Origin of the sequence: Marinobacter iranensis, from assembly GCF_029207565.1 — a bacterium.
Taxonomy (GTDB): Bacteria; Pseudomonadota; Gammaproteobacteria; order Pseudomonadales; family Oleiphilaceae; genus Marinobacter; species Marinobacter iranensis.
This window is the reverse complement of sequence record NZ_JANCMW010000010.1, coordinates 83982-104011: the sequence shown is the minus strand read 5'-3', so window position 1 is coordinate 104011 and position 20030 is coordinate 83982. Positions and strand designations below refer to the sequence as shown.

Genomic DNA, 20030 nt, shown 5'->3' with positions numbered 1-20030 from the left:
CCAGGGAAAACCCGAGGACATTTACTCATTCACACGTCATGGAGCAGACTATGCCAACTCCTTGTTATATCAGCATCGAAGGCCAGACTCAGGGCAACATCACCGCCGGCGCATTCACTTCCGATTCCGTAGGCAACATCTACGTTGAAGGCCACGAAGACGAAGTGCTGGTCCAGGAATTCAGCCACGTTGTCACCGTTCCGACGGATCCCCAGTCCGGTCAGCCTTCCGGTCAGCGCGTTCACAAGCCTTTCAAGTTCACCTCTGCGCTGAACAAAGCAACCCCGCTTATGTACAACGCCCTGGCTTCCGGTGAAATGCTGCCGAAGGTTGAGCTGAAGTGGTACCGCACCTCTGTTGAGGGCAAGCAGGAGCACTTCTTCTCCACCATCCTGGAAGATGCCACCATCATCGACATCAACTGCAACATGCCGCACTGCCAGGACGCCGCCAGCGCTGACTTCACCCAGCTGGTAACTGCGTCCCTGTCCTACCGTAAAGTGACCTGGGAACACGCTGTTGCCGGTACTTCCGGTGCGGACGACTGGCGTTCGCCGATCGAGGGGTAATCACCTAACAAGGGCCCCTGCGGGGGCCCTTTATTTTCAAGGATGAAAATATGAATAGTCAACTATCAGCCGAAGACATTGATAAAATCAGAGCCATCATGAAGGCGTTCTTCGGCCAACGCACAGGATCACGAAATGGGCTTTACGCCTGATTCGCGAGGCAGGGAAACCTTTTCTGCAGAACGAAGTGAGGGTAAGCTGGCTGTGTCGGAATGTGCGTTCTGGCCAATTCAGATCCTCTATCGAAACGACTTTGAGATGAGACTCCCACCATGCCAAGGATAGGTCTAGCTTTAGCATTTGTACTTTTGCTCACGGGCTGCGCATCCCATTCTTCACTGATCATCCAACCATATAGCGAATTGTCTATAGAAGTGCCAAATGAGATGTTCTCCTCTGTTAGGGTAAGGAGTGGTGAACTTCTTTTTCTGAGAAACAATCGGATCATAGGTTTCGTCAAATCAGATGAGATTCCTAGTACCGTAAGCTCGGGTTCAGCAATCGACACATCAATGACTCTCTTTGAAAGCGCCGATCAGGGCTCTAGCAAACCAGTTTGGATAGAGAAAATTCCTGAAGCACAGGTATTTGGAGTAGTTCAGGGAGATTTTCGGACCGTATTTATCGTACCCGACAACCAAGCTCAGTCTCTCATTACCTTCCAGGGGCCAACTGAAAGCTCAGCGTCGATACGCATTAATGGCGCAAAGATTTCAAATTAGTCGACCTGACATATTCTATGCGTAGTCCATCAGCTTGCCGGCTCGAATTACCAGCTCGCCGTTTCTTGGTTTCAAATACATAGCATCTGAGCCATAGCAAACTGGCAAATCGAAAGGTACCCTTGGCGTGTTCAAATCGATTCACGGCAGAAGACTCACATCCAGGCTCGCCCAGAATGACCATTTCCACAAATAATGCCATTCAGCTTGGCAATCTGATGTGTGCCGTAACCGAAGAGGTTCTCTGGTCACCTGCCAAACAGTGGGTTCGCGATCAACTGCCTGCCACAACCCTGCTATGCCGGGTTGGCTCTGGCCAGGCCACCTATCACCGATTTGACCCGCGCCTGAAACAGCACCAGATTACCTACGGCAAACGCATGATCATGGCCAAGCACCAGCCCGATGCGGTGGCCGGCTGGCTTTCCGGGCGGGAAATCCGCCAGCGACTGTATTTCGGCGGCACGGTCACCACCCTGAACCTGCTGGCTCATACCTGCTGTCACGAGTTTGCACACCTGCTGCAGCACGTATCCGGTCAGCGCTATCGTGGCTCCGTTCACAATCGACACTTTTACCGAATACTGGACGAACTCCACACGAGCGGTGGCGCTGACGCCGCCAGGCATCACCTCGCCACTCAGGCCAAAGGTGCAGGGCTTGCGGTCCCCGATGAGCCTATTCCGGCGCCGGACACCCGCGAGCTCATCGCCAACTGGGCGATAGGGGATGCCGTGGGATTTGGCGCCGGTAAACGGCAGCTGGAAGGCAGGATCATTCGGGTGAACCGGAAAACCTGTACCGTGGAAGGCACCGGGCCTTGTCGCGGCTTACGGTACCGGGTACCCCTGGTGCTGCTACGCGCTCTCGCGGGCTGATACCTCGATTAACTCGCGCAGTTCCGGAATACAGGAACCACAGTTGGTTCCGCACTTGAGTCGGCCGCCAAGGGCCTCGACGGATTCCGCCCCTTCGGCGATTGCATCGGCTATCTGGTTTTCACCCACCTGGAAGCAGCTGCAAATAATGGCGCCCGGATCTGCCACATCCACGTCTCGTGCGGCCAGCAGGGCGCGACGGCTGGATTTAGAGAGCTGTGCTTCGGCAAAGCAGCTATCCAGCCAACCGGCCTCCGGTATCAACGCTGGTTCACGGTCTACCATCAGCACCGCTTCCAATTGTCCATTCACCACCCGGGCAGCCCGAAACCGGCCCTGGGACGCATCCGCCATCATCAGGTGTGCGGGACCACCCAGCCAGTCTGTCATTACCAGAGGCCAGTCAATGGGTTGCAGGCCGGCCAGCCACCAGCTGTCACAGTGATTCAGCGGCACATGGCACCAGTAATCCGATTGCCAGCGCCTGGGCCGGTCACGGCGAACCAGTAGCCGCCCCTGCCAACTGACACGGAAGGGTGTTATCGCTGCGCGACCGTGCTTTGCTTCCGGCTGGCCGGAGACCGGATCGGTCACCGATTCGGTCAGCAGCGTAGCCACGCCATCGGAGGCAAACCGGCGGTTCCAGTGGATGGGAATAAACACCTCACCTCGCCGCTGTTCGGGGCTCTTGCGCACACGGCCCACAAAATGGCCGCCATTGAGGCTCAGCTTCGCCAGGTGGCCCTCTGCCAGGCCCGCCGCCGTCATATCGTCGGGGTGCATCTCCACAAACGGCTCTGAGCGATGGGTCAGTAGTCGTGGCGTGTTGGCCGTTCGGGTCATGGTGTGCCACTGGTCCCGTATGCGGCCGGTATTGACCACCATGGGGTAGTCCTCACTGGCTTTCTGTGCCGGCAGGACAGTGTTTATGGCAACGAACCGGGCACGATGGTTATCGGTGACAAATCCACCGTCCGCAAAGAGCCTTTTAGAATCGCTTGTGTCAGGCCCGGTGGACTTCAGAACCGGCCACTGCACCGGTACGAGGGTGTCATAGCCGCTGTCGGACAACCCGGCCAGCCCGGACAGATTAAAGGCCCGTTCTCCATTGTTTTCATGGGCCGACAGGGCCGCATGTTCACGAAATATGTCCGCAGGCTGGGCGTAGTCAAACGCCTCTGCAAAACCCAGCTTTTTCGCCACCGAACTCATGATCCACCAGTCCGGCTTTACCTCGGCCGGCAAGGGCAGGAAGCAACGTTGCCTGGAAATACACCGTTCCGAGTTGGTGACCGTGCCGTCCTTTTCACCCCAGCCCGCGGCGGGAAGCAGGATATCCGCATGGGCAGTAGTGTCGGTATGGGCCACGCAATCGGACACAATCACCGTCGGGCAACGCGCCAGTGCCTGCCGCACCCGGTCCGAATCCGGCAGGCTGACCGCCGGGTTGGTGCCCATAATCCAGATGACCTTGATATCACCCCGGTAAACGGCTTCAAACATGTCCACCGCCTTAAGGCCGGGGCCGGCGGCCACCGCGCCGGTTCCCCAGAAGCCTGCCACCCGTGATCTGGCGCCGGGGCTGTCATAATCCATGTGGGCGGCCAGTGTATTGGCCAGGCCACCGACTTCCCGCCCCCCCATGGCATTGGGCTGGCCGGTCAGGGAAAAGGGCCCGGCACCAGGTTTGCCAACGCGGCCGGTGGCCAGGTGGCAATTGATGATGGCGTTGCCCTTGTCGGTGCCGGCCACGGACTGGTTAATCCCCTGGGAGAAGCCGGTGACGGTCCTCGGCGTGTCGGTAAACCAGCGATAGAAGGTTTCCACATCTTCGGCGGGGAGATCACACTGCCGGGCCACCGACGCGACACTCGGGGCAGCCGCCCGCGCACTTTTCAGGGCTTCTTCAAAACCCTGGCAATGTGCCTGAATGTAGGTCTCATCCAGCCCGCCCTTATCCGCCAGCCAGGTCAGCAAGCCGTTGAACAACACCGTATCGGTGCCCGGGCAGAGGGCCAGGTGCAGGTCCGCCAGTTCGCTGGTGGCGGTTCGGCGTGGGTCTATCACCACCACACGGCGCCCCTCGCGGGCGGCTGCTTTCATGCACTGATAGAGCACCGGATGTGCCCAGGCGGCGTTGCTGCCTGCCAGCACCAACAGGTCCGCCAGTTCAAGATCTTCATAACAGCCCGGCACCACATCGGCGCCAAAAGCCCGCTTATGGGCAGCCACCGCCGACGACATGCAGAGCCGGGAGTTGGTATCCACATTGGGTGTGCGTATAAAGCCCTTGGCGAGCTTGTTGGCCACGTAATAGTCTTCCGTCAGCAACTGGCCTGACAGGTAGAAAGCCACTGACTGCGGCCCATGGGTTTTAACACTGTCCCATATGGTTCCGGCCACCTCATCCAGCGCCTCCGCCCAGTCACTGCGGCGCCCCCGGACCATTGGAAACAACAACCGCCCGTCCTGACCGGTGGTTTCATGGAGGCTGGTGCCCTTGACACACAGTCGCCCCTTGTTCGCAGGGTGGGCCACATCCCCGGCAACCGGTTTATCGGTGTCAGGATAAGCCAATACGCCACAACCAACGCCACAGTAGGGGCAGGTGGTTTGGACCGGGTCCTGGCCAACTTTCAATGAATCCACGGTATCTCCTGAGTGTTACACGCACAAAAAAGCCCGCCGTGCTCCTGCAAATCCAGGGCCACTCCCCGTAAAGACCAGCCCGAGGCTGTTTAGAGGGAGGCCGAGCGAGGCCTGATTACCCGCCATCCGGATTCATAACAGTGCAAAAGCCAGGAAAACGCCCAACAAGGGCGCACATTCAATGGGTGTAAAACACCGTGGCCAGGGCGAAGAAACTGGCTACCTTGCTGACCGCAGGGCAATTCCCGGCACCCTGGCAGAGTTATTGCTGCACTAGCCGCTATACAGGTTCGCTGACAGATGTAAGTGAAAGGCGTCCAACGCCTTTAAATTGAGGAAATCATCATGAATTCGCCAGATCCCCTTCGCATCCTTCTGATCGACAAGGACCCCGAACGGGCAAGCCAGGTCTGCCAGGCACTCAGGCACGAAGGCCATGAAGTGATCCGTCAACGCCCGGATGCCACTGGCTTGACCGCTGCGGTCGCCCGTGACCAGCCTGACATGGTGATCATAGATATGGACTCACCGGACCGGGACACCCTGGAAAACATGAGCACCCTCAATACCCATGCACCGCGGCCCATCGTCTTTTTCGCCGACGAGCCCGGCGATCGCGCCACTATCCATGCCGCTGTGAAGGCCGGCGTCAGCGCTTACGTTGTCGATGGCATTCAGCCGGAGCGGGTCCGCTCGATTATTGATTCGGCGGTGGCGCAGTTCGAATCCTTTCAGGCGTTGCGCACCGAGCTGGAGGAAACCCGGTCGGCGCTGGAGGACCGCAAGACCATCGAGAAAGCCAAGGGCCTGATCATGCGGCATGAAAGCTGTGACGAGGAAACCGCCTATCGCATGCTGCGTAGTTCAGCCATGGAACACAGTGAACGTCTGGCAGTGATGGCGGAGCGGGTTATTACGCTGGTTGAACGCCGCGGTCAAGGCTCAGGCGGCTCCATTCAAAAGGCGTCGTGATATCTGTACCCACGATCCAACGGAGCATCCATGGTTAATCCAACCCCACTTCACAAACACCCTGGATTTCATGTCCGGCTTGGCTTTGTACCACTGCTGGACAGTGCGCCGCTGATCGTTGCACGTGAGCTGGGATTGTTTGATGCTGAAGGGCTGGATGTGGAGCTGGTACGTGAAGGCTCCTGGGCTTCGCTGCGGGACAAGGTCAGCTTCGGCCTGCTGGACGGTGGCCAGATGCTGGCGCCGATGCCACTGAGTATGTCCCTTGCGCGCGACCGGCCCAAGGTGCCTATTGTCGTGGGCATGGTGCTGAGTCGAAATGGCAATGGCATTACCCTCAGCAACCGGTTGCATCACGAACTGGTACGTTCATCGACGGATCTGGACAACCCGATCGCCACCGCCCGCGAGTTGATACGGGTAGCCAAGGACCGGGGAGAGCCAATCCGACTGGCGTCCGTTGCGCCCTGGTCCAGCCACGATCTTCAGCTTCGGGACTGGCTGGCATCCGCCGGGCCGGATGCGGAGCAGCATGTACAGATCATCCCGGTATCACCGATACAGATGGTGGACGCTTTCCGCTCCGATGCGATCGAGGGCTGTTGTGTTGGCGAGCCCTGGAACAGTCTGTTGGAGTATGAAAAGCTGGGGCGCATTCTTCATTCCGGCCACCAGATCTGGCAGAACGCGCCGGAAAAAGTACTTGGCATGCGCGCCGACTGGACCGAGCAGCATGATGTCATGCACAGGCACGTGTTGCGGGCCTTGCTCGCCGCGTGTCAGTGGCTGGACAACCCTCACAACCATGGTCTGTTGAGAAATATCCTTGCGAGGCCGGAATACCTGGGCGAACAGATCAATGTGCTGGACAACCATCCATACAGCCTCTTCCACCCCCTCCTGCATCAGCATTTCTTCCGCCATTCTGCCAGCTTCCCCTGGCTTTCACAGGCCCACTGGCTGGCCACGAGGTTAACGTTGCGTGGGCAACTTGGCCCGGTTACCGGCCCTATGCTTCGACGGGTTGTGCGGCCGGACCTGTTCCGGGGCGCAGCGGCGTCAATGGGCATTGATTCGCCGGTGATCGACAGCAAAACCGAGGGCAGGCACCAGCTTCCCTTCACCCTTTGTGGCCGTTACGGCCCCGTCGATGTTGCCAGTGACCGCTTGCTGGGAGAACACCTGCACGACTGGCTGGCCGATAACCGCGATGACAGCATACCGCCCAATAATGAAGCGGCACGCACTAAAACAGCCACTAAAAACGGGGCATAGGGACGCCGAACTTCCGAAGTTCTCTCGACATTCCTTTAATTTCAAATAGTTATAAATATGGCACGTAGACTGCTTTAGTTAATAGAGACGATCTTGCATTCACTGTTCCGTCAAACGGCAGTGATGAAAACTTAAAGAACATCAGGCATTGACGCCTGCGTCCCGGAAACGGGGGGCAGGCATTTTTTTGTCTGGGACAAACTCCGGGAGAGCACCATGCAACTGAAAACACTGGCGGCCACGCTTCTCATACTGGCAGGGACTGGCACGGCACAGGCCGAGATCGGCCCGGCCGAAAAGCCGGACCTGCGGCTGGGTTTCATCAAGCTGACGGACATGGCGCCACTGGCGATTGCCTGGGAGCAGGGCTTTTTTATGGACGAAGGTCTGTTTGTGGAGCTTGAAGCCCAGGCTAACTGGAAAGTACTGCTGGACGGTGTGGTCACCGGCACCCTGGACGGTGCACACATGCTGGCAGGCCAGCCACTGGGGGCCACCATCGGCTATGGCACCCAGGCAGACATCATCACTGCGTTCAGTATGGACCTGAACGGTAATGGCATTACCGTTTCCAACGATGTCTGGGAAGAAATGACCCCGCATATCGACAAGAACGAAGAAGGTAAGCCCGCACACCCCATCAGTGCCGCAGCTTTAAAACCCGTTATTGAACAGTACCGTGACGAGGGCGAACGCTTTCGCATGGGCATGGTGTTCCCGGTATCCACCCACAACTACGAACTTCGCTACTGGCTGGCGGCCGGCGGCCTGAACCCCGGCCTCTACGCCCCACAGCGGGGAGATACCAGTGGCACTATTAATGCCGATGTTCACCTGTCGGTGACTCCCCCACCGCAAATGCCTTCCACCATGGAAGCCGGCACAATCCAGGGCTACTGCGTAGGCGAACCCTGGAACCAGCAGGCTGTTTTCAAAGGTATCGGTGTGCCGGTAATCACTGATTATGAAATATGGCCCAACAACCCGGAGAAAGTCTTTGGTGTTACCGAGGAATGGGCGGAAGAAAACCCGAACACCCACCTGCGCCTGCTACGCGCCCTGATTCGTGCGGCCCACTGGCTGGATGAGAACGACAACGCCAATCGCGAGGAGGCAGTGAAGATCCTTTCCCGCTCAAGCTACGTGGGCGCTGATGAAGAGGTGATCGCCAACTCCATGACCGGCACCTTCGAATACGAGAAAGGCGATGTGCGGGACGTACCGGACTTCAACGTGTTCTTCCGCTACTACGCCACCTACCCGTATCCCTCCGATGCCATCTGGTATCTGAGCCAGATGCGCCGCTGGGGCCAGATCCCGGAGCCGAAATCCGACGACTGGTACATGGAAACCGCAGCCAAGGTCTACCGCGCCGACATCTACAAGGAGGCCGCCCGGTCGCTGATTGAAGATGGCACCCTTAGTGCAGAGGATTTCCCGGACCTGGACGCGGAAAACTTCACCCGCCCGCACCAAGGTGAGCTGATCGACGGCGTGGTATTCACTCCAAGGGAGCCGAACGCCTACATCGACAGTTTCGAGATTGGCCTGAAAGGCTCGCAAACCCCGTAAGCATTGAGTGTCAGGAGACATCACATGACAACGCTCAGCCACACCGACTCGTTATCACAAGGCCAACGATGGCTCCGTGCACTGACTGACAAGCTGTCCGGGGTCAATCTGGCCGAAACCGGCCGCCAGCTGCTGCTACCGGCTATTGGTATCATCCTTTTCCTGGGCTTCTGGCATATCGCCGCGCCCCAGGTACAAACCTCCCTGGGCGCCTTCCCGGGCCCGGCCCAGGTGCTGGAACAGACCGGCCGGCTCTGGCAGGAACACGACAACCAGCGGGACCGTGCGGCACAGTTTGTGACCATGCAGGAAGAGCGCAACGAACGCATCCTGGCCGAGAACCCGGACGCGGAAGTAAAGATCCGCGACTACCCCGGTGCGCCCACGTTTATTGACCAGATCTTCACCAGCCTGGGCACGGTGCTGGCGGGTTTTGTACTGGCCACCATTATTGCCGTGCCGTTGGGTATCATCATCGGCCTGAACCGGCATTTCTCGGCGGCGGTCAATCCGCTGATCCAGATCTTCAAGCCGGTATCCCCACTGGCCTGGCTGCCACTGGTCACCATGGTGGTCTCCGCAACTTACGTCAGTGATGACCCGATGTTCGAGAAGTCGTTCCTGACTTCGATGATCACCGTCACCTTGTGCAGCCTCTGGCCGACGCTGATTAATACCAGTGTGGGGGTTTCCGCAGTCAATCCCGATCTGCTGAACGTTTCAAAAGTTTTGCGTTTATCCTTCTGGACCCATGTTCGGAAGGTGGTACTGCCATCTTCGGTACCCATGATTTTCACCGGTCTTAGGGTGTCCCTTGGTATTGCCTGGATGGTCCTCATCGCCGCCGAAATGCTGGCTCAGAGCCCGGGACTCGGCAAATTCGTCTGGGACGAATTCCAGAACGGCGGCAGCGAATCCCTGAGTCGAATCATGGTTGCCGTACTGGCCATCGGCTTTATCGGCTTTCTGCTGGACCGAATCATGCTGCTGATCCAGAAAAAAGTGGCGTGGAACGAATAGCTTTTGACCTTGGAGCATGCCGCCCGGGATGACGATGGCCTCCCGGGACACGCGGTGAATACGTCCATGTACGCTCGACAAAAACATCCATGTTTTTGACGGTCCCGGGAGGCCATCGTCACCCCGGGCTCCGCAAGTTTTGAGGAGTTCGCTATGAGTAAGTCGCATCTTGAATTGACTAATGTACAAATGGCCTTTGATACCAAGGAAGGGCCGTTTATTGCTCTGGAAAATATTGACCTGAAAATCCGTAAAGGCGAATTCGTTTCACTGATTGGCCATTCGGGCTGCGGAAAATCCACTGTGCTCAATATCGTAGCCGGTCTATTGCAGGCCACCCGTGGTGGCTGTGTGTTGGACGGGCACGAAGTAAACACTCCGGGGCCAGAACGAGCTGTGGTGTTCCAGAATCATTCGTTGATGCCCTGGCTGACCGTGTACGAGAACGTGGAACTGGCCGTACAGCAGGTGTTCCGCAAATCCATGAGCAAAGCGGAACGCAAGGAGTGGATTCTTCACAATCTCAAGCTGGTCAACATGGACCATGCGCTCGACAAGCGCCCCGGCGAGATATCTGGCGGTATGGCGCAGCGCGTCGGCATTGCCCGGGCACTGGCGATGAAGCCCAGCGTGCTGTTGATGGACGAGCCGTTCGGGGCGCTGGATGCGTTGACGCGGGCTCATCTCCAGGATTCGCTGATGAAAATTCAGCAGGACCTGAACAGCACGGTGATCATGATCACCCACGATGTGGACGAGGCGGTGTTGCTGTCGGACCGGATTGTGATGATGACCAACGGCCCCGCCGCCACCATTGGCGAGGAGCTGTACATTGAGCTGCCACGGCCCCGCAACCGGGTCACCCTGGCCGATCACCCCGAGTACGTACGTTACCGCCAGGCGGTGTTGTCTTTCCTTTACGAGAAGCAACGTTTCCCCGGCAAGGGCGAGGATGAGCAAGAGGAGCCAACCGCCGAGGCTGAAGCGCCAGCGCAGGGTGACAATTTGCCGGATGTGGGTAACGAAAGCGAGGAAAGCCCGGTTCGCCGCATCGCCTGAGATCAAACGGAGAAGCTCGTGCCAATCAGAAGCACTCATCCGGTGCATGTCGCCCTGTCAGAGCGCACGGTTTTCGGGCCGGCCTCAAAGCGACATCGCTCAACTTACTGTAAATAAAGGATTAACGGTGTTGGCACGGCGTTCGCTACTATAGAGACAGGGAAGAACGTCCCGGCCACGGATCGGCCGGACCATCAGATCATTGTTGTTGGCATTGGCGCCGGACCATCGAGCCCCTTCGGGGATCAGATGCTCCGGCTTTTTTTGTTTGGGCAGTAAGGGGATAGCGATCATGAGCGCAGGGGAAGAACAGACTCTCGTTATCTGCGGGCACGGTATGGTAGCCCAGCGTTTGCTCGAAAATCTCGTCGCGCAGCCGCAGAACCCGTTCGAGTGGATTGTGGTGTTTAACGGTGAAGCAACGCCGGCCTACAACCGTATCCAGCTTTCGGCGGTTCTGGCGGGAGATGCCAGCGAAGACAGCCTGCAACTGCAGCAACCCGACTGGTACCGGCAGCACAATATTGAGGTGCACCAGGGGGATCCGGTCATTGCCATCGACCGCGCGGAGAAAACTGTCAGCACCGAGAGCGGGTTGGTTCAACCCTATTCCCGCCTGGTTATCGCAACCGGTTCCCGCTCCGCCAGTCTCGGCCTGGACGGTGAACACCTGGACGGCGTGATGGGTTTCCGCGACCTGCAGGACACCCGCAGGCTCATCAACATCAGCCAGCGCCATCGCCGGGCAGTTGTAATTGGCGGTGGCTTCCTGGGCCTGGAGGCGGCCGAGGGGCTTCGTAGCCGTGGTATGGCTGTGACCGTTCTGCACCGCAGCAACCACCTGCTCAACCGGCAACTGGACCGCGCCAGTGGCGCGCTCCTGGAAGACGCCCTGACTGAACGCGGGCTATCGGTTCGCACCAATACTTCTCCCGTTGCCCTGCTCGGCCGCAACCTGGTGCGCGCGGTGCAACTGGATGACGAAACCCTGATCAGCACCGACCTGGTGGTGATTGCCGCGGGCATTACTCCCAATACGGAACTGGCCCGGGCGGCTGGCCTGGATTGCGAAAGGGCCATCCGGGTGAACCCGCAACTGCAGACCAGCGACCCACACATCTACGCGCTCGGCGAATGCTGTCAGGTTGAGAGCCAAACCTTCGGGCTGGTGGAGCCGGGTTATCAACAGGCGGAGGTGCTGGCACAGGTGTTATGCGACGACGACAGCCCGGCTGTCTTCGAGCCGTCCATGATCCCGACACGCCTGAAAATCAGCGGCATTCCCATTTTTTCCTGCGGCCAGACCGAAGCGGATGCTGATACCGAGTCCGTGGTCTGGCAGGACTACGACACCAACCGCTACTGCCGGCTGCTGATCCGCGACCAGAAACTCACGGGCGCCGTGCTGTTCGGCGAAACCAGCGACGGCCCCTGGTACAGCGAACGCATTCAACAGGCCGATGACATCAGCCCTTATCGGGCCCATCTGGCCTTTGGCAAGCACTACTGCGAAGCCGCGTAAAGCGGCCGGGAACAGAGAGAGGAATTACCATGAGCAAGAAAACCCTGATCGTTATTGGCAATGGCATGGTCGGTCACCATTTCCTGGAACAGCTGGTGGCGACCCCCGCTGCGGCGGACTTCGACATCAAGGTATTTGGCGAAGAGAAGCTGCTGGCGTATGACCGGGTTCACCTGTCCGATTATTTCGGCGGCTCCACCCACGCCGACCTGGCGATGGGAACGGCCGACTGGTACGCGGAGAACCACATCGACCTGCGCCTGGGCGAGCAGGTAACCGGCATCGACCGTGACAAACGGACCATCACCACGCTCATGGGCGACTACAGCTATGACGAACTGGTACTGGCCACCGGCTCCTACCCGTTCGTGCCGCCCATCAAGGGCAACGAACATCCCCACTGTCTCGTTTACCGTACCCTGGAGGACCTGGACAGCATCCGCGCCAGTGCCGACGGCGTCAAAACCGGCGTGGTGGTCGGTGGCGGCCTGCTGGGCCTGGAAGCAGCCAACGCCCTCAAGAGCCTGGGCCTTGAGGCCCACGTGGTGGAATTCGCGCCTCGGCTGATGCCGGTACAACTCGACAGTGATGGCGGCGCCCTACTCAAACGCAAGATCGAGGAACTGGGCGTGCAGGTGCACACCGAAAAGGCCACCACCGAGATCGTTGAAGGTGAGGACGCCCGCCTGCGGATGAACTTCAGCGACGACACCCACCTGGAAACCGACCTGATCGTGTTCTCCGCCGGCATCCGTCCCCAGGACGCCCTGGCGCGCTCCAGTGACCTGGCCATGGGTGAGCGCGGTGGTATTGTCATCAACGACCAGTGCACCACTTCGGACCCACACATCCATGCCATTGGCGAGTGTGCCCTGTGGAGCGAGAAGATTTTCGGACTGGTGGCGCCTGGGTACACCATGGCCCGCACCCTGGCGTCCGTTTTGAACGGTGACACCGAAGCGGCCTTCACCGGTGCCGATATGAGCACCAAACTCAAACTGCTGGGTGTGGACGTGGGCTCCATCGGCGATGCCCATGCCACCACACCGGGCGCCCGCAACATCCGTTTCAACGACGAACAGGCCGGCCACTACCGACGCATGGTGATCAGCGAAGACGGCAAGAAACTGCTAGGCGCCATCCTGGTGGGCGACAACAGCCACTACGACACCCTGCTGCAATACGCGCTGAACGGCATTGAGCTGCCTGAGAACCCGGAAACCCTGATCCTGCCGGAAAGCCAGGGCGGCGCCCCGACCCTGGGCCCGGATGCCCTGCCGGAAACCGCTTCCATCTGCTCCTGCCACAACGTGTCCAAGGGCGATATCTGCGGCGTGATCGACGCGGGCTGTACCGACCTTGCCGGCGTGAAAGCCGAAACCAAGGCCAGCACCGGTTGCGGTGGCTGCGCTGCCCTGCTGAAGAACGTGGTGGACAGAGAGCTGGAAAAACGCGGCGTGGAAGTCAGCAAGGACCTCTGCGAGCACTTCCCGTACAGCCGCCAGGACCTGTTCAACATCGTCAAGGTCAACGGCATCCGCACCTTCCGCACGCTGATCCGCGAGCACGGCAAGGGCCATGGCTGCGACATCTGCAAGCCCGCGGTGGCTTCGATCCTGGCGACCTGCTGGAACGAACACATCCTGGCCACCGACCATGTGCCGCTGCAGGACACCAACGACACCTTCATGGCCAACATGCAGAAGAACGGCACCTATTCCATCGTGCCGCGCATTCCGGGTGGTGAAATCACCCCGGACAAACTGATCGTGCTGGGTGAAGTGGCCAAGGAATACAACCTCTACACCAAGATCACCGGCGGCCAGCGGGTGGACCTGTTCGGCGCCACATTGAGCGAGCTGCCGGAAATCTGGGAGAAACTCATCGCCGCCGGCTTCGAAACCGGCCACGCCTACGGCAAGTCCCTGCGCACGGTGAAATCCTGTGTGGGCAGCACCTGGTGCCGCTACGGCGTCCAGGACAGCGTGGGCATGGCGATCACCCTGGAGAACCGCTACAAGGGCCTGCGCGCGCCTCACAAGGTAAAAATGGCCGTGTCCGGCTGTACCCGTGAATGCGCGGAAGCCCAGAGCAAGGACTTCGGTGTGATCGCCACGGAGAACGGCTGGAACCTGTACGTCTGCGGCAACGGCGGAATGCGCCCGCGCCATGGCGACCTGTTCGCCACTGACCTGTCCGATGAGGAGCTGATCCGCACCATTGACCGGGTGGTGATGTTCTACGTACGCACGGCAGATCGTCTGCAGCGTACCAGCGTTTGGATGGAGAACCTGGAAGGTGGTCTGGACTATCTGAAGCAGGTTGTTCTGGAGGACAGCCTGGGCATTGGTGAGGAACTGGAGCAGCACATGGCGGATCTGGTGGATACCTATCAGTGTGAGTGGAAGACGGCCGTTGAGGATCCTGAGAAGCGGAAGCGGTTCCGGGAGTTTGTTAATGCGCCGTCCAAGAAGGATCCGGTTCAGGAGTGGACTACTGAGCGGTATCAGCGGCGGCCTTTGCTTGAGGGGGAGCCTGCTTAAGACTGGTGGCTCGGGGGTGGAGCGCGGGGGTCGGGTCACGAGTTTTCGCTGTTTACGGCCCCACTGGGTGATGAATTAACGCCTTGGGTGAGATGAACTGGAATCAAATTGGAGAACGTTATGAGAGCACGCACTTCCTGGGAGGTTGTTTGTACCGTTGAGGACCTTGTGCCGGAGTCCGGGGTTGCAGTCTGGACTGAAGATGGGCCGGTGGCGGTGTTTTATTTGCCTCATCGTTTGCCGGCATTGTTTGCCATCAGCCATACCGATCCGTTTACCGGCAAGAACGTGCTGGCGCGGGGTATTACCGGTGATTTGAAAGGGCAGCCGATCGTTGCTTCACCGCTGTACAAGCAGCACTTCAACCTGCAGACCGGCCAGTGCCTTGAAGATGAGGAGGTGACCGTGAAAACCTACCCGGTCCTGCTGGATGGCAACAACGTCCGAGTAGAAATCCCGGCAGTCAACAAGGAATCAGCCGCCGCGTAACCGGAGAGTTACCCCCGGTAGGCCTTTGCCAAGGTCAAAAAAGCCGATTTGGGGGGTAGGGGTATTTTTTCTGCCAGGAAAAAGGTGTCTGAGCGAAGCGAGTTCTTTTTCCCAAAGAAAAAATACCCCTACCCCCTGAAGCGGCGACTCCCCCAAAACCAAAAAAGCAGGCCCGTTCAACCATCACCCCAATGTTCCGCCAAGCCCGAAATACTGCAACACTGGCAGCCAGACTTTGAGGCTTAGCTGAACTTCATTTCCTGGTTGCGTTCCGAGATCTGGCTGTTCAGCGTCCAGAAATCATAGAGTACGCCCACCAGGAACAGGCCACCGGTGAGCAAGTAGATAACCCCGGTAATCCACTTGCCCATGTACATCCGGTGAATTCCGAACACTCCCAGGAACGTCAGCAGTATCCAACTGATGTTGTAACTGACTTCACCCTCCCGGAATCGCTGATCCGCCTCCCGGTCCATGGCCGGTATCAGAAACAGGTCAATAATCCAGCCGATAAACAGTAATCCGAGGGTGAAGAACCATATGGTGCCGGTGATCGGCTTGCCGTAGTAGAACCGGTGCGAGCCCAGGAATCCGAAGATCCAGAGCAGGTAGCCGATGAGTTTGCTGTGGGTGTCCTGATTGGTTGCCATTTGCGTTCCTTTTGGCGTGAGTTTTAGCCAGAACTGACAATAGATCAATCAGATGCACGCTTCAAACAAAGCTCGCGTGTTCTCCGTTGTCATCCGCACCGGGTTGCCACCAGCGCTGGGGTCTTCAAGCGCCATTCTGGTCATTTCCTCAATGCGATCCGTCCCCACACCCATGTCCCTCAAGCGTTCGGGCACGCCAAGCGATTCCCGCAACGTCATGATGAACCGGGTGAATCCGTCAAAGCCATTGGCAATGCCCAGGTAGCGGGTAATATCGTCGACCCGGCTTTCGATCGCTGGCCGGTTCATGGTAATGACCGAAGGCAATACCACGGCGTTGGTCATGCCATGGTGGGTGTTGTAGATCGCGCCGACCGAATGGGAAACCGCATGGGTCGCCCCCAGGCCTTTCTGGAAAGCCACAGCTCCCATGGCGGCGGCGACCAGCATCTGCCCGCGAGCCTCGATATCACCTGCGTCCGCATACACCCGGGGAAGGTTTTCCTTTACCAACCGCATGCCCTCCAGCGCAATGCCCTGGCTCATGGGGTGGAAGTTGGGCGAACAGAAGGCTTCAAAACAGTGGATAAACGCATCCATGCCCGTTCCCGCCGTAATGAACGGCGGCATACCGACTGTCAGTTCCGGATCGGAGATAACAATCGACGGCAGTATTCGGGGGTGAAAGATGATCTTTTTGACGTGGGTCTGGCTGTTGACGATGACGCTGGCTCGCCCCACCTCCGACCCCGTGCCGGCAGTCGTCGGCACAGCGATGATGGGCGCAATCACGTCGGCATTCGCGCGTTTCCACCAGTCACCGATATCCTCGAAATCCCACACCGGCCGGGTCTGACCGGCCATGAAGGCCAGCAGTTTCCCAAGGTCCAGCCCGGAGCCTCCGCCGAAGGCGATCACACCGTCGTGGTTACCATCAAGGTAGACCTTTCTGCCCGCTTCCATATTGATTTCCGTGGGGTTGGGATCAACGTCTGAAAACATGGCTCGTCCAAGGCCGGCCTGCTCCATCAAATCGAGTGTGTTCCGGGTAATGGGAAGGCTTGCCAACCCTCTGTCGGTCACCAGTAACGGTCGGGTTATACCTGCCTCCTTACAGCATTCGCCGAGTTCGGCAATACGGCCGGCGCCAAAACGAATATCCGTGGGATAGGACCAGTTTGCGGAAAGTGTCATTGTCAGCCCCTCGTCATAAAATCGGGTGGTCTGTTGATCCGGTGTTCAGATCGCCGGTTTTTTCAGGTAGTACGATTTGGGACGCGTCAGGTTGTGGTAGCCGATGATCGAAAGCCCCCCACCGCGACCGGTGTTCTTGCAGCCGGTCCAGCAAAGCGCCGGGTCCAGGTAATCACAACGGTTCATGAACACCGTACCGGTTTCGATCTGATCGGCCACCCGCGTGGCCCGCTCAATGTCTTTGGTCCACAGAGACGCAGTCAGGCCGAATTCGCTGTCGTTCATCAATGCGACCGCTTCGGCGTCATCGTTGACTTTCATGATGCCGACCACCGGGCCAAAGGATTCCTCCCGCATGACCCGCATGGAATGGTCTACATCAATAAGGATCTGCGGCATCAGATAGGCCCCGCCCTGTTCAGGAAACAGCTCGGGGTCAATCAGTGCCCGGGCGCCGCCGGCGACGGCTTCTGCCGTCTGCTCCCGGACATGGTCGGCAAAACGGACATGCGCCATCGGGCCGAGCGTTGTGTCCCTGTCCAGTGGATTACCAAGCCGGTAGGCGCTGACGATGGCAACGGCTTTCTCAACAAACGCATCAAACAGGTTCTCTGCGACGTAAATGCGCTCAATGCCGCAGCAACACTGGCCGGCATTGAACATGGCGCCGTCGATCAGTGTCTCCACTGCGGTTTCCAGATCCGCATCGTCCATCACATAACCGGGGTCCTTACCACCAAGTTCCAACCCTACGCCGGTAAAGGTGCCGGCAGCGGCGCGTTCGATGGCCTGCCCCCCGTTCACCGAACCGGTGAAATTCACAAAACCGAAGGCTTTTTCCGCGATCAGCGCGGACGTGGTCTCGTGGGACAGGAACACGTTCTGGAAGATCTCTTCAGGGACGCCAGCGGCGTGGAACGCCTCAGCCATGTGCTCACCGACCAGGGGCGTTTGTGACGCGTGCTTGAGAAACACGGCGTTACCGGCAATCAGGGCTGGAACGACCGTGTTAACCGCCGTCATGTACGGATAGTTCCAGGGCGCGACAACCAGCACGGTGCCATGGGGTTCGCGCCGGATATAGCGATGAAACGACGAGCTGTTTTCAATCTCGATGGACGCAAGCCCTTCTTCCGCAAGATCCGCCATCATCCCGGCCCGCTCGTCCACGCCCCCGAACTCGCCGCCGTAGCGCACGGGCCGCCCCATCTGCCAGGCCAGTTTTTCGACGATGTCGTCATTCATGTCACCCAGGCGGGCAATGCCGTCGCGGACCCGTTGAACCCGGTCTGACAGTGGCAGGGCGGCCCAGGCCGGCTGTGCGTTTTTTGCCCTGGCGACGGCCTCACGCGCGGCTTCCAGGGAAAGCGTTGTCCGCTCCACATACACGGAACCATCGATGGGCGATATGCATTGAATGGTAGTGCTCATAGCTGTGTCCTACGCCTGCTCAAATCCACGTTTGACTTCGTAATCGGTGACAACACGATCAAAATCTTCCTGCTCCCACTCCGCACAGCGCACGTAGTGATCAATAACGTCGTTGCCCATGGCTTCCCGCAGCATGGTCGAGCCGCGTAAGGACTCAGTGGCTGCTCTCAATGTGGATGGAATGCTGCGCGCAGACTCGGCGCCATACGCATTGCCGGAGAATTCCGGTTCCAGCTCGAGCTTGCCTTCGATGCCAGCGATGGTGGCAGCAATCTGCGATGCCAGCGCCAGATACGGATTGAGGTCCGAACCGCCAATGCGGCACTCTACCCGCACGGCGTCGGTGTTCGGTGCAACAACGCGATAGCCAGCGGTGCGGTTGTCGATGGACCAGACGGTGCTGGTCGGAGCAAAGGTGCCGGCGGCAAATCGTTTGTACGAGTTAACATAAGGGGCGAGGAAGAAGGTGGTGTCGTTCGCGTATTCCAGTAGCCCGGCCAGCGCATGTTCCATGGTTTTGGACATGCCATGGGCGCCACTGGGATCGTAGAACACCGATTTTCCCGTGCTGTCCGAGAGGGCCTGGTGGATATGACTGGATGACCCGGCGGCGTTGTGGTTCCACTTGGCCATGAAGCTCACACTGCGTCCATGCTGCCACGCGATTTCCTTGACGGCATTCTTCACCAGAACGTGGGTGTCGGCCATGGTGAGCGGGTCGGAGTAATGGATGTTGAGTTCGGCCTGCCCTGCGTCAGCCTCACCTTTGCTGCTCTCAACCGTGATGCCCGCCTGGTAGAGCCCGTTGCGAATCGGGCGCATCACATCTTCCTCGCGGGTCGTCTGGAAGATGTGGTAATCCTCGTTATAAGGGCTGATGGGCGTCATATGGTGGTACTGACGCTTTTGCATCTCCTCGAAAGTCTCCCGGAAGATGAAAAATTCCAGTTCAGTGGCCGTGGTCATCTGTAGCCCCATGGCCGAGAGCCGTTCCAGTTGTTTTTTCAGGACTGCCCGTGGCGAGTGTGGAACAGGCTCGTGCGTGACGTGGTCAATCAGATCACACAGGATGAAGGCGGTACCCTCGAGCCACGGCAGGCGGCGCAGGGTGGTCAGATCCGGCTTCATTACATAGTCGCCATAACCGGCCGCCCAACTGGTCGAGGCGTAGTTCTCCACCGTTGTCATTTCGAGATCGGTGGCCACAAGGTACTTGCAACAGTGGCTCTCCTCCCACGCAGTATCGACAAAGTACTGGGCCTGGAAGCGCTTGCCCATCAGGCGCCCCTGCATATCCGGAATCGCCGCCACGACCGTATCAATGGTGCCGTCTTCGACACACTTTTTCAGTTCTTTAAAAGACAGTTGAGCTGCCATCTCACGGCTCCACAATAACAATATCAATTAAGCTGAAAGACGCCGCGTTCAGTGACGACTTGATTCGGGAGTGATCGCCACTGAACGCAGTGTTTCTCCGCGATCCCA

General features: G+C 58.6%; 15 protein-coding genes. 10 read left to right on the top strand and 5 right to left on the bottom strand.

The features are described 5' to 3' along the window. Positions 1 to 50: 50 nt before the first annotated feature. Together NLU14_RS15350 and NLU14_RS15345 are read left to right on the top strand one after the other, a co-directional pair. Entirely contained in the window at positions 51 to 569 is a 519-nt protein-coding gene (locus NLU14_RS15350; protein WP_250086986.1) for an Hcp family type VI secretion system effector, read from the top strand. 898 nt (positions 570 to 1467) lie between these two features. Next, the gene (locus NLU14_RS15345; RefSeq protein WP_275708060.1) at positions 1468 to 2169 is read left to right on the top strand and encodes a hypothetical protein; all 702 of its coding nucleotides are present in this window, start codon (positions 1468 to 1470) and stop codon (positions 2167 to 2169) included. Here the strand turns inward: NLU14_RS15345 and NLU14_RS15340 are convergent. Further along, positions 2149 to 4818, bottom strand: coding sequence for a nitrate reductase (locus NLU14_RS15340; protein WP_275708058.1), 2670 nt, complete (start codon positions 4816 to 4818; stop codon positions 2149 to 2151). The two genes, NLU14_RS15345 and NLU14_RS15340, sit on opposite strands and share 21 nt — an antisense overlap. A gap of 345 nt (positions 4819 to 5163) precedes the next feature. Here NLU14_RS15340 and NLU14_RS15335 point away from each other — a divergent pair, with 345 nt between their 5' ends. The 8 genes from NLU14_RS15335 (at position 5164) to nirD (ending at position 15270) form a co-directional block, all read left to right on the top strand. After that, complete coding sequence (locus tag NLU14_RS15335; RefSeq protein ID WP_275708056.1) at positions 5164 to 5790, top strand: ANTAR domain-containing response regulator; 627 nt, start codon at positions 5164 to 5166, stop codon at positions 5788 to 5790. 30 nt (positions 5791 to 5820) lie between these two features. Continuing rightward, positions 5821 to 7065 (top strand): CmpA/NrtA family ABC transporter substrate-binding protein, encoded by a 1245-nt coding sequence (locus tag NLU14_RS15330; RefSeq protein WP_275708054.1) that lies wholly within the window; start codon positions 5821 to 5823, stop codon positions 7063 to 7065. A 216-nt stretch (positions 7066 to 7281) separates the two neighbouring features. After that, positions 7282 to 8637: a CmpA/NrtA family ABC transporter substrate-binding protein gene (locus tag NLU14_RS15325; protein WP_275708052.1), complete on the top strand. Its 1356-nt coding sequence runs from the start codon at positions 7282 to 7284 to the stop codon at positions 8635 to 8637. 24 nt (positions 8638 to 8661) lie between these two features. Next, on the top strand, positions 8662 to 9657 hold the full coding sequence (locus NLU14_RS15320) for an ABC transporter permease (protein WP_275708050.1): 996 nt from the start codon (positions 8662 to 8664) through the stop codon (positions 9655 to 9657). A 189-nt stretch (positions 9658 to 9846) separates the two neighbouring features. Then, positions 9847 to 10716, top strand: a complete 870-nt coding sequence (locus NLU14_RS15315; protein WP_275708225.1) for an ABC transporter ATP-binding protein — start codon at positions 9847 to 9849, stop codon at positions 10714 to 10716. 292 nt (positions 10717 to 11008) lie between these two features. Continuing rightward, the gene (locus NLU14_RS15310) at positions 11009 to 12238 is read left to right on the top strand and encodes an NAD(P)/FAD-dependent oxidoreductase (protein ID WP_275708048.1); all 1230 of its coding nucleotides are present in this window, start codon (positions 11009 to 11011) and stop codon (positions 12236 to 12238) included. A gap of 29 nt (positions 12239 to 12267) precedes the next feature. Beyond that, the gene (nirB, locus tag NLU14_RS15305; RefSeq protein ID WP_275708046.1) at positions 12268 to 14781 is read left to right on the top strand and encodes a nitrite reductase large subunit NirB; all 2514 of its coding nucleotides are present in this window, start codon (positions 12268 to 12270) and stop codon (positions 14779 to 14781) included. A gap of 120 nt (positions 14782 to 14901) precedes the next feature. Further along, positions 14902 to 15270, top strand: coding sequence for a nitrite reductase small subunit NirD (gene nirD, locus NLU14_RS15300; RefSeq protein WP_275708043.1), 369 nt, complete (start codon positions 14902 to 14904; stop codon positions 15268 to 15270). 242 nt (positions 15271 to 15512) lie between these two features. On the opposite strand, the gene NLU14_RS15295 is transcribed toward nirD, so the two are convergent. Genes NLU14_RS15295 through NLU14_RS15280 form a run of 4 tightly spaced genes read right to left on the bottom strand, consistent with a single transcriptional unit; the run spans position 15513 to position 19922 of the window. Then, complete coding sequence (locus tag NLU14_RS15295) at positions 15513 to 15920, bottom strand: NINE protein (protein ID WP_275708041.1); 408 nt, start codon at positions 15918 to 15920, stop codon at positions 15513 to 15515. A 48-nt stretch (positions 15921 to 15968) separates the two neighbouring features. Further along, the gene (locus tag NLU14_RS15290) at positions 15969 to 17114 is read right to left on the bottom strand and encodes an iron-containing alcohol dehydrogenase (protein WP_275708039.1); all 1146 of its coding nucleotides are present in this window, start codon (positions 17112 to 17114) and stop codon (positions 15969 to 15971) included. Positions 17115 to 17159: 45 nt separating this feature from the next. Beyond that, on the bottom strand, positions 17160 to 18545 hold the full coding sequence (locus NLU14_RS15285; protein ID WP_275708037.1) for an aldehyde dehydrogenase family protein: 1386 nt from the start codon (positions 18543 to 18545) through the stop codon (positions 17160 to 17162). Positions 18546 to 18554: 9 nt separating this feature from the next. After that, positions 18555 to 19922 (bottom strand): glutamine synthetase family protein, encoded by a 1368-nt coding sequence (locus NLU14_RS15280; protein WP_275708035.1) that lies wholly within the window; start codon positions 19920 to 19922, stop codon positions 18555 to 18557. Positions 19923 to 20030 lie beyond the last annotated feature (108 nt).

What these genes read in the sequence shown, in the direction of transcription:
- NLU14_RS15350 (WP_250086986.1), top strand. Translation starts at nt 51, where the DNA reads ATGCCAACTCCTTGTTATATCAGCATCGAAGGCCAGACTCAGGGCAAC.
- NLU14_RS15345 (WP_275708060.1), top strand. Translation starts at nt 1,468, where the DNA reads ATGACCATTTCCACAAATAATGCCATTCAGCTTGGCAATCTGATGTGT.
- NLU14_RS15335 (WP_275708056.1), top strand. Translation starts at nt 5,164, where the DNA reads ATGAATTCGCCAGATCCCCTTCGCATCCTTCTGATCGACAAGGACCCC.
- NLU14_RS15330 (WP_275708054.1), top strand. Translation starts at nt 5,821, where the DNA reads ATGGTTAATCCAACCCCACTTCACAAACACCCTGGATTTCATGTCCGG.
- NLU14_RS15325 (WP_275708052.1), top strand. Translation starts at nt 7,282, where the DNA reads ATGCAACTGAAAACACTGGCGGCCACGCTTCTCATACTGGCAGGGACT.
- NLU14_RS15320 (WP_275708050.1), top strand. Translation starts at nt 8,662, where the DNA reads ATGACAACGCTCAGCCACACCGACTCGTTATCACAAGGCCAACGATGG.
- NLU14_RS15315 (WP_275708225.1), top strand. Translation starts at nt 9,847, where the DNA reads ATGGCCTTTGATACCAAGGAAGGGCCGTTTATTGCTCTGGAAAATATT.
- NLU14_RS15310 (WP_275708048.1), top strand. Translation starts at nt 11,009, where the DNA reads ATGAGCGCAGGGGAAGAACAGACTCTCGTTATCTGCGGGCACGGTATG.
- nirB (WP_275708046.1), top strand. Translation starts at nt 12,268, where the DNA reads ATGAGCAAGAAAACCCTGATCGTTATTGGCAATGGCATGGTCGGTCAC.
- nirD (WP_275708043.1), top strand. Translation starts at nt 14,902, where the DNA reads ATGAGAGCACGCACTTCCTGGGAGGTTGTTTGTACCGTTGAGGACCTT.
- NLU14_RS15295 (WP_275708041.1), bottom strand. Translation starts at nt 15,920, where the DNA reads ATGGCAACCAATCAGGACACCCACAGCAAACTCATCGGCTACCTGCTC.
- NLU14_RS15290 (WP_275708039.1), bottom strand. Translation starts at nt 17,114, where the DNA reads ATGACACTTTCCGCAAACTGGTCCTATCCCACGGATATTCGTTTTGGC.
- NLU14_RS15285 (WP_275708037.1), bottom strand. Translation starts at nt 18,545, where the DNA reads ATGAGCACTACCATTCAATGCATATCGCCCATCGATGGTTCCGTGTAT.
- NLU14_RS15280 (WP_275708035.1), bottom strand. Translation starts at nt 19,922, where the DNA reads ATGGCAGCTCAACTGTCTTTTAAAGAACTGAAAAAGTGTGTCGAAGAC.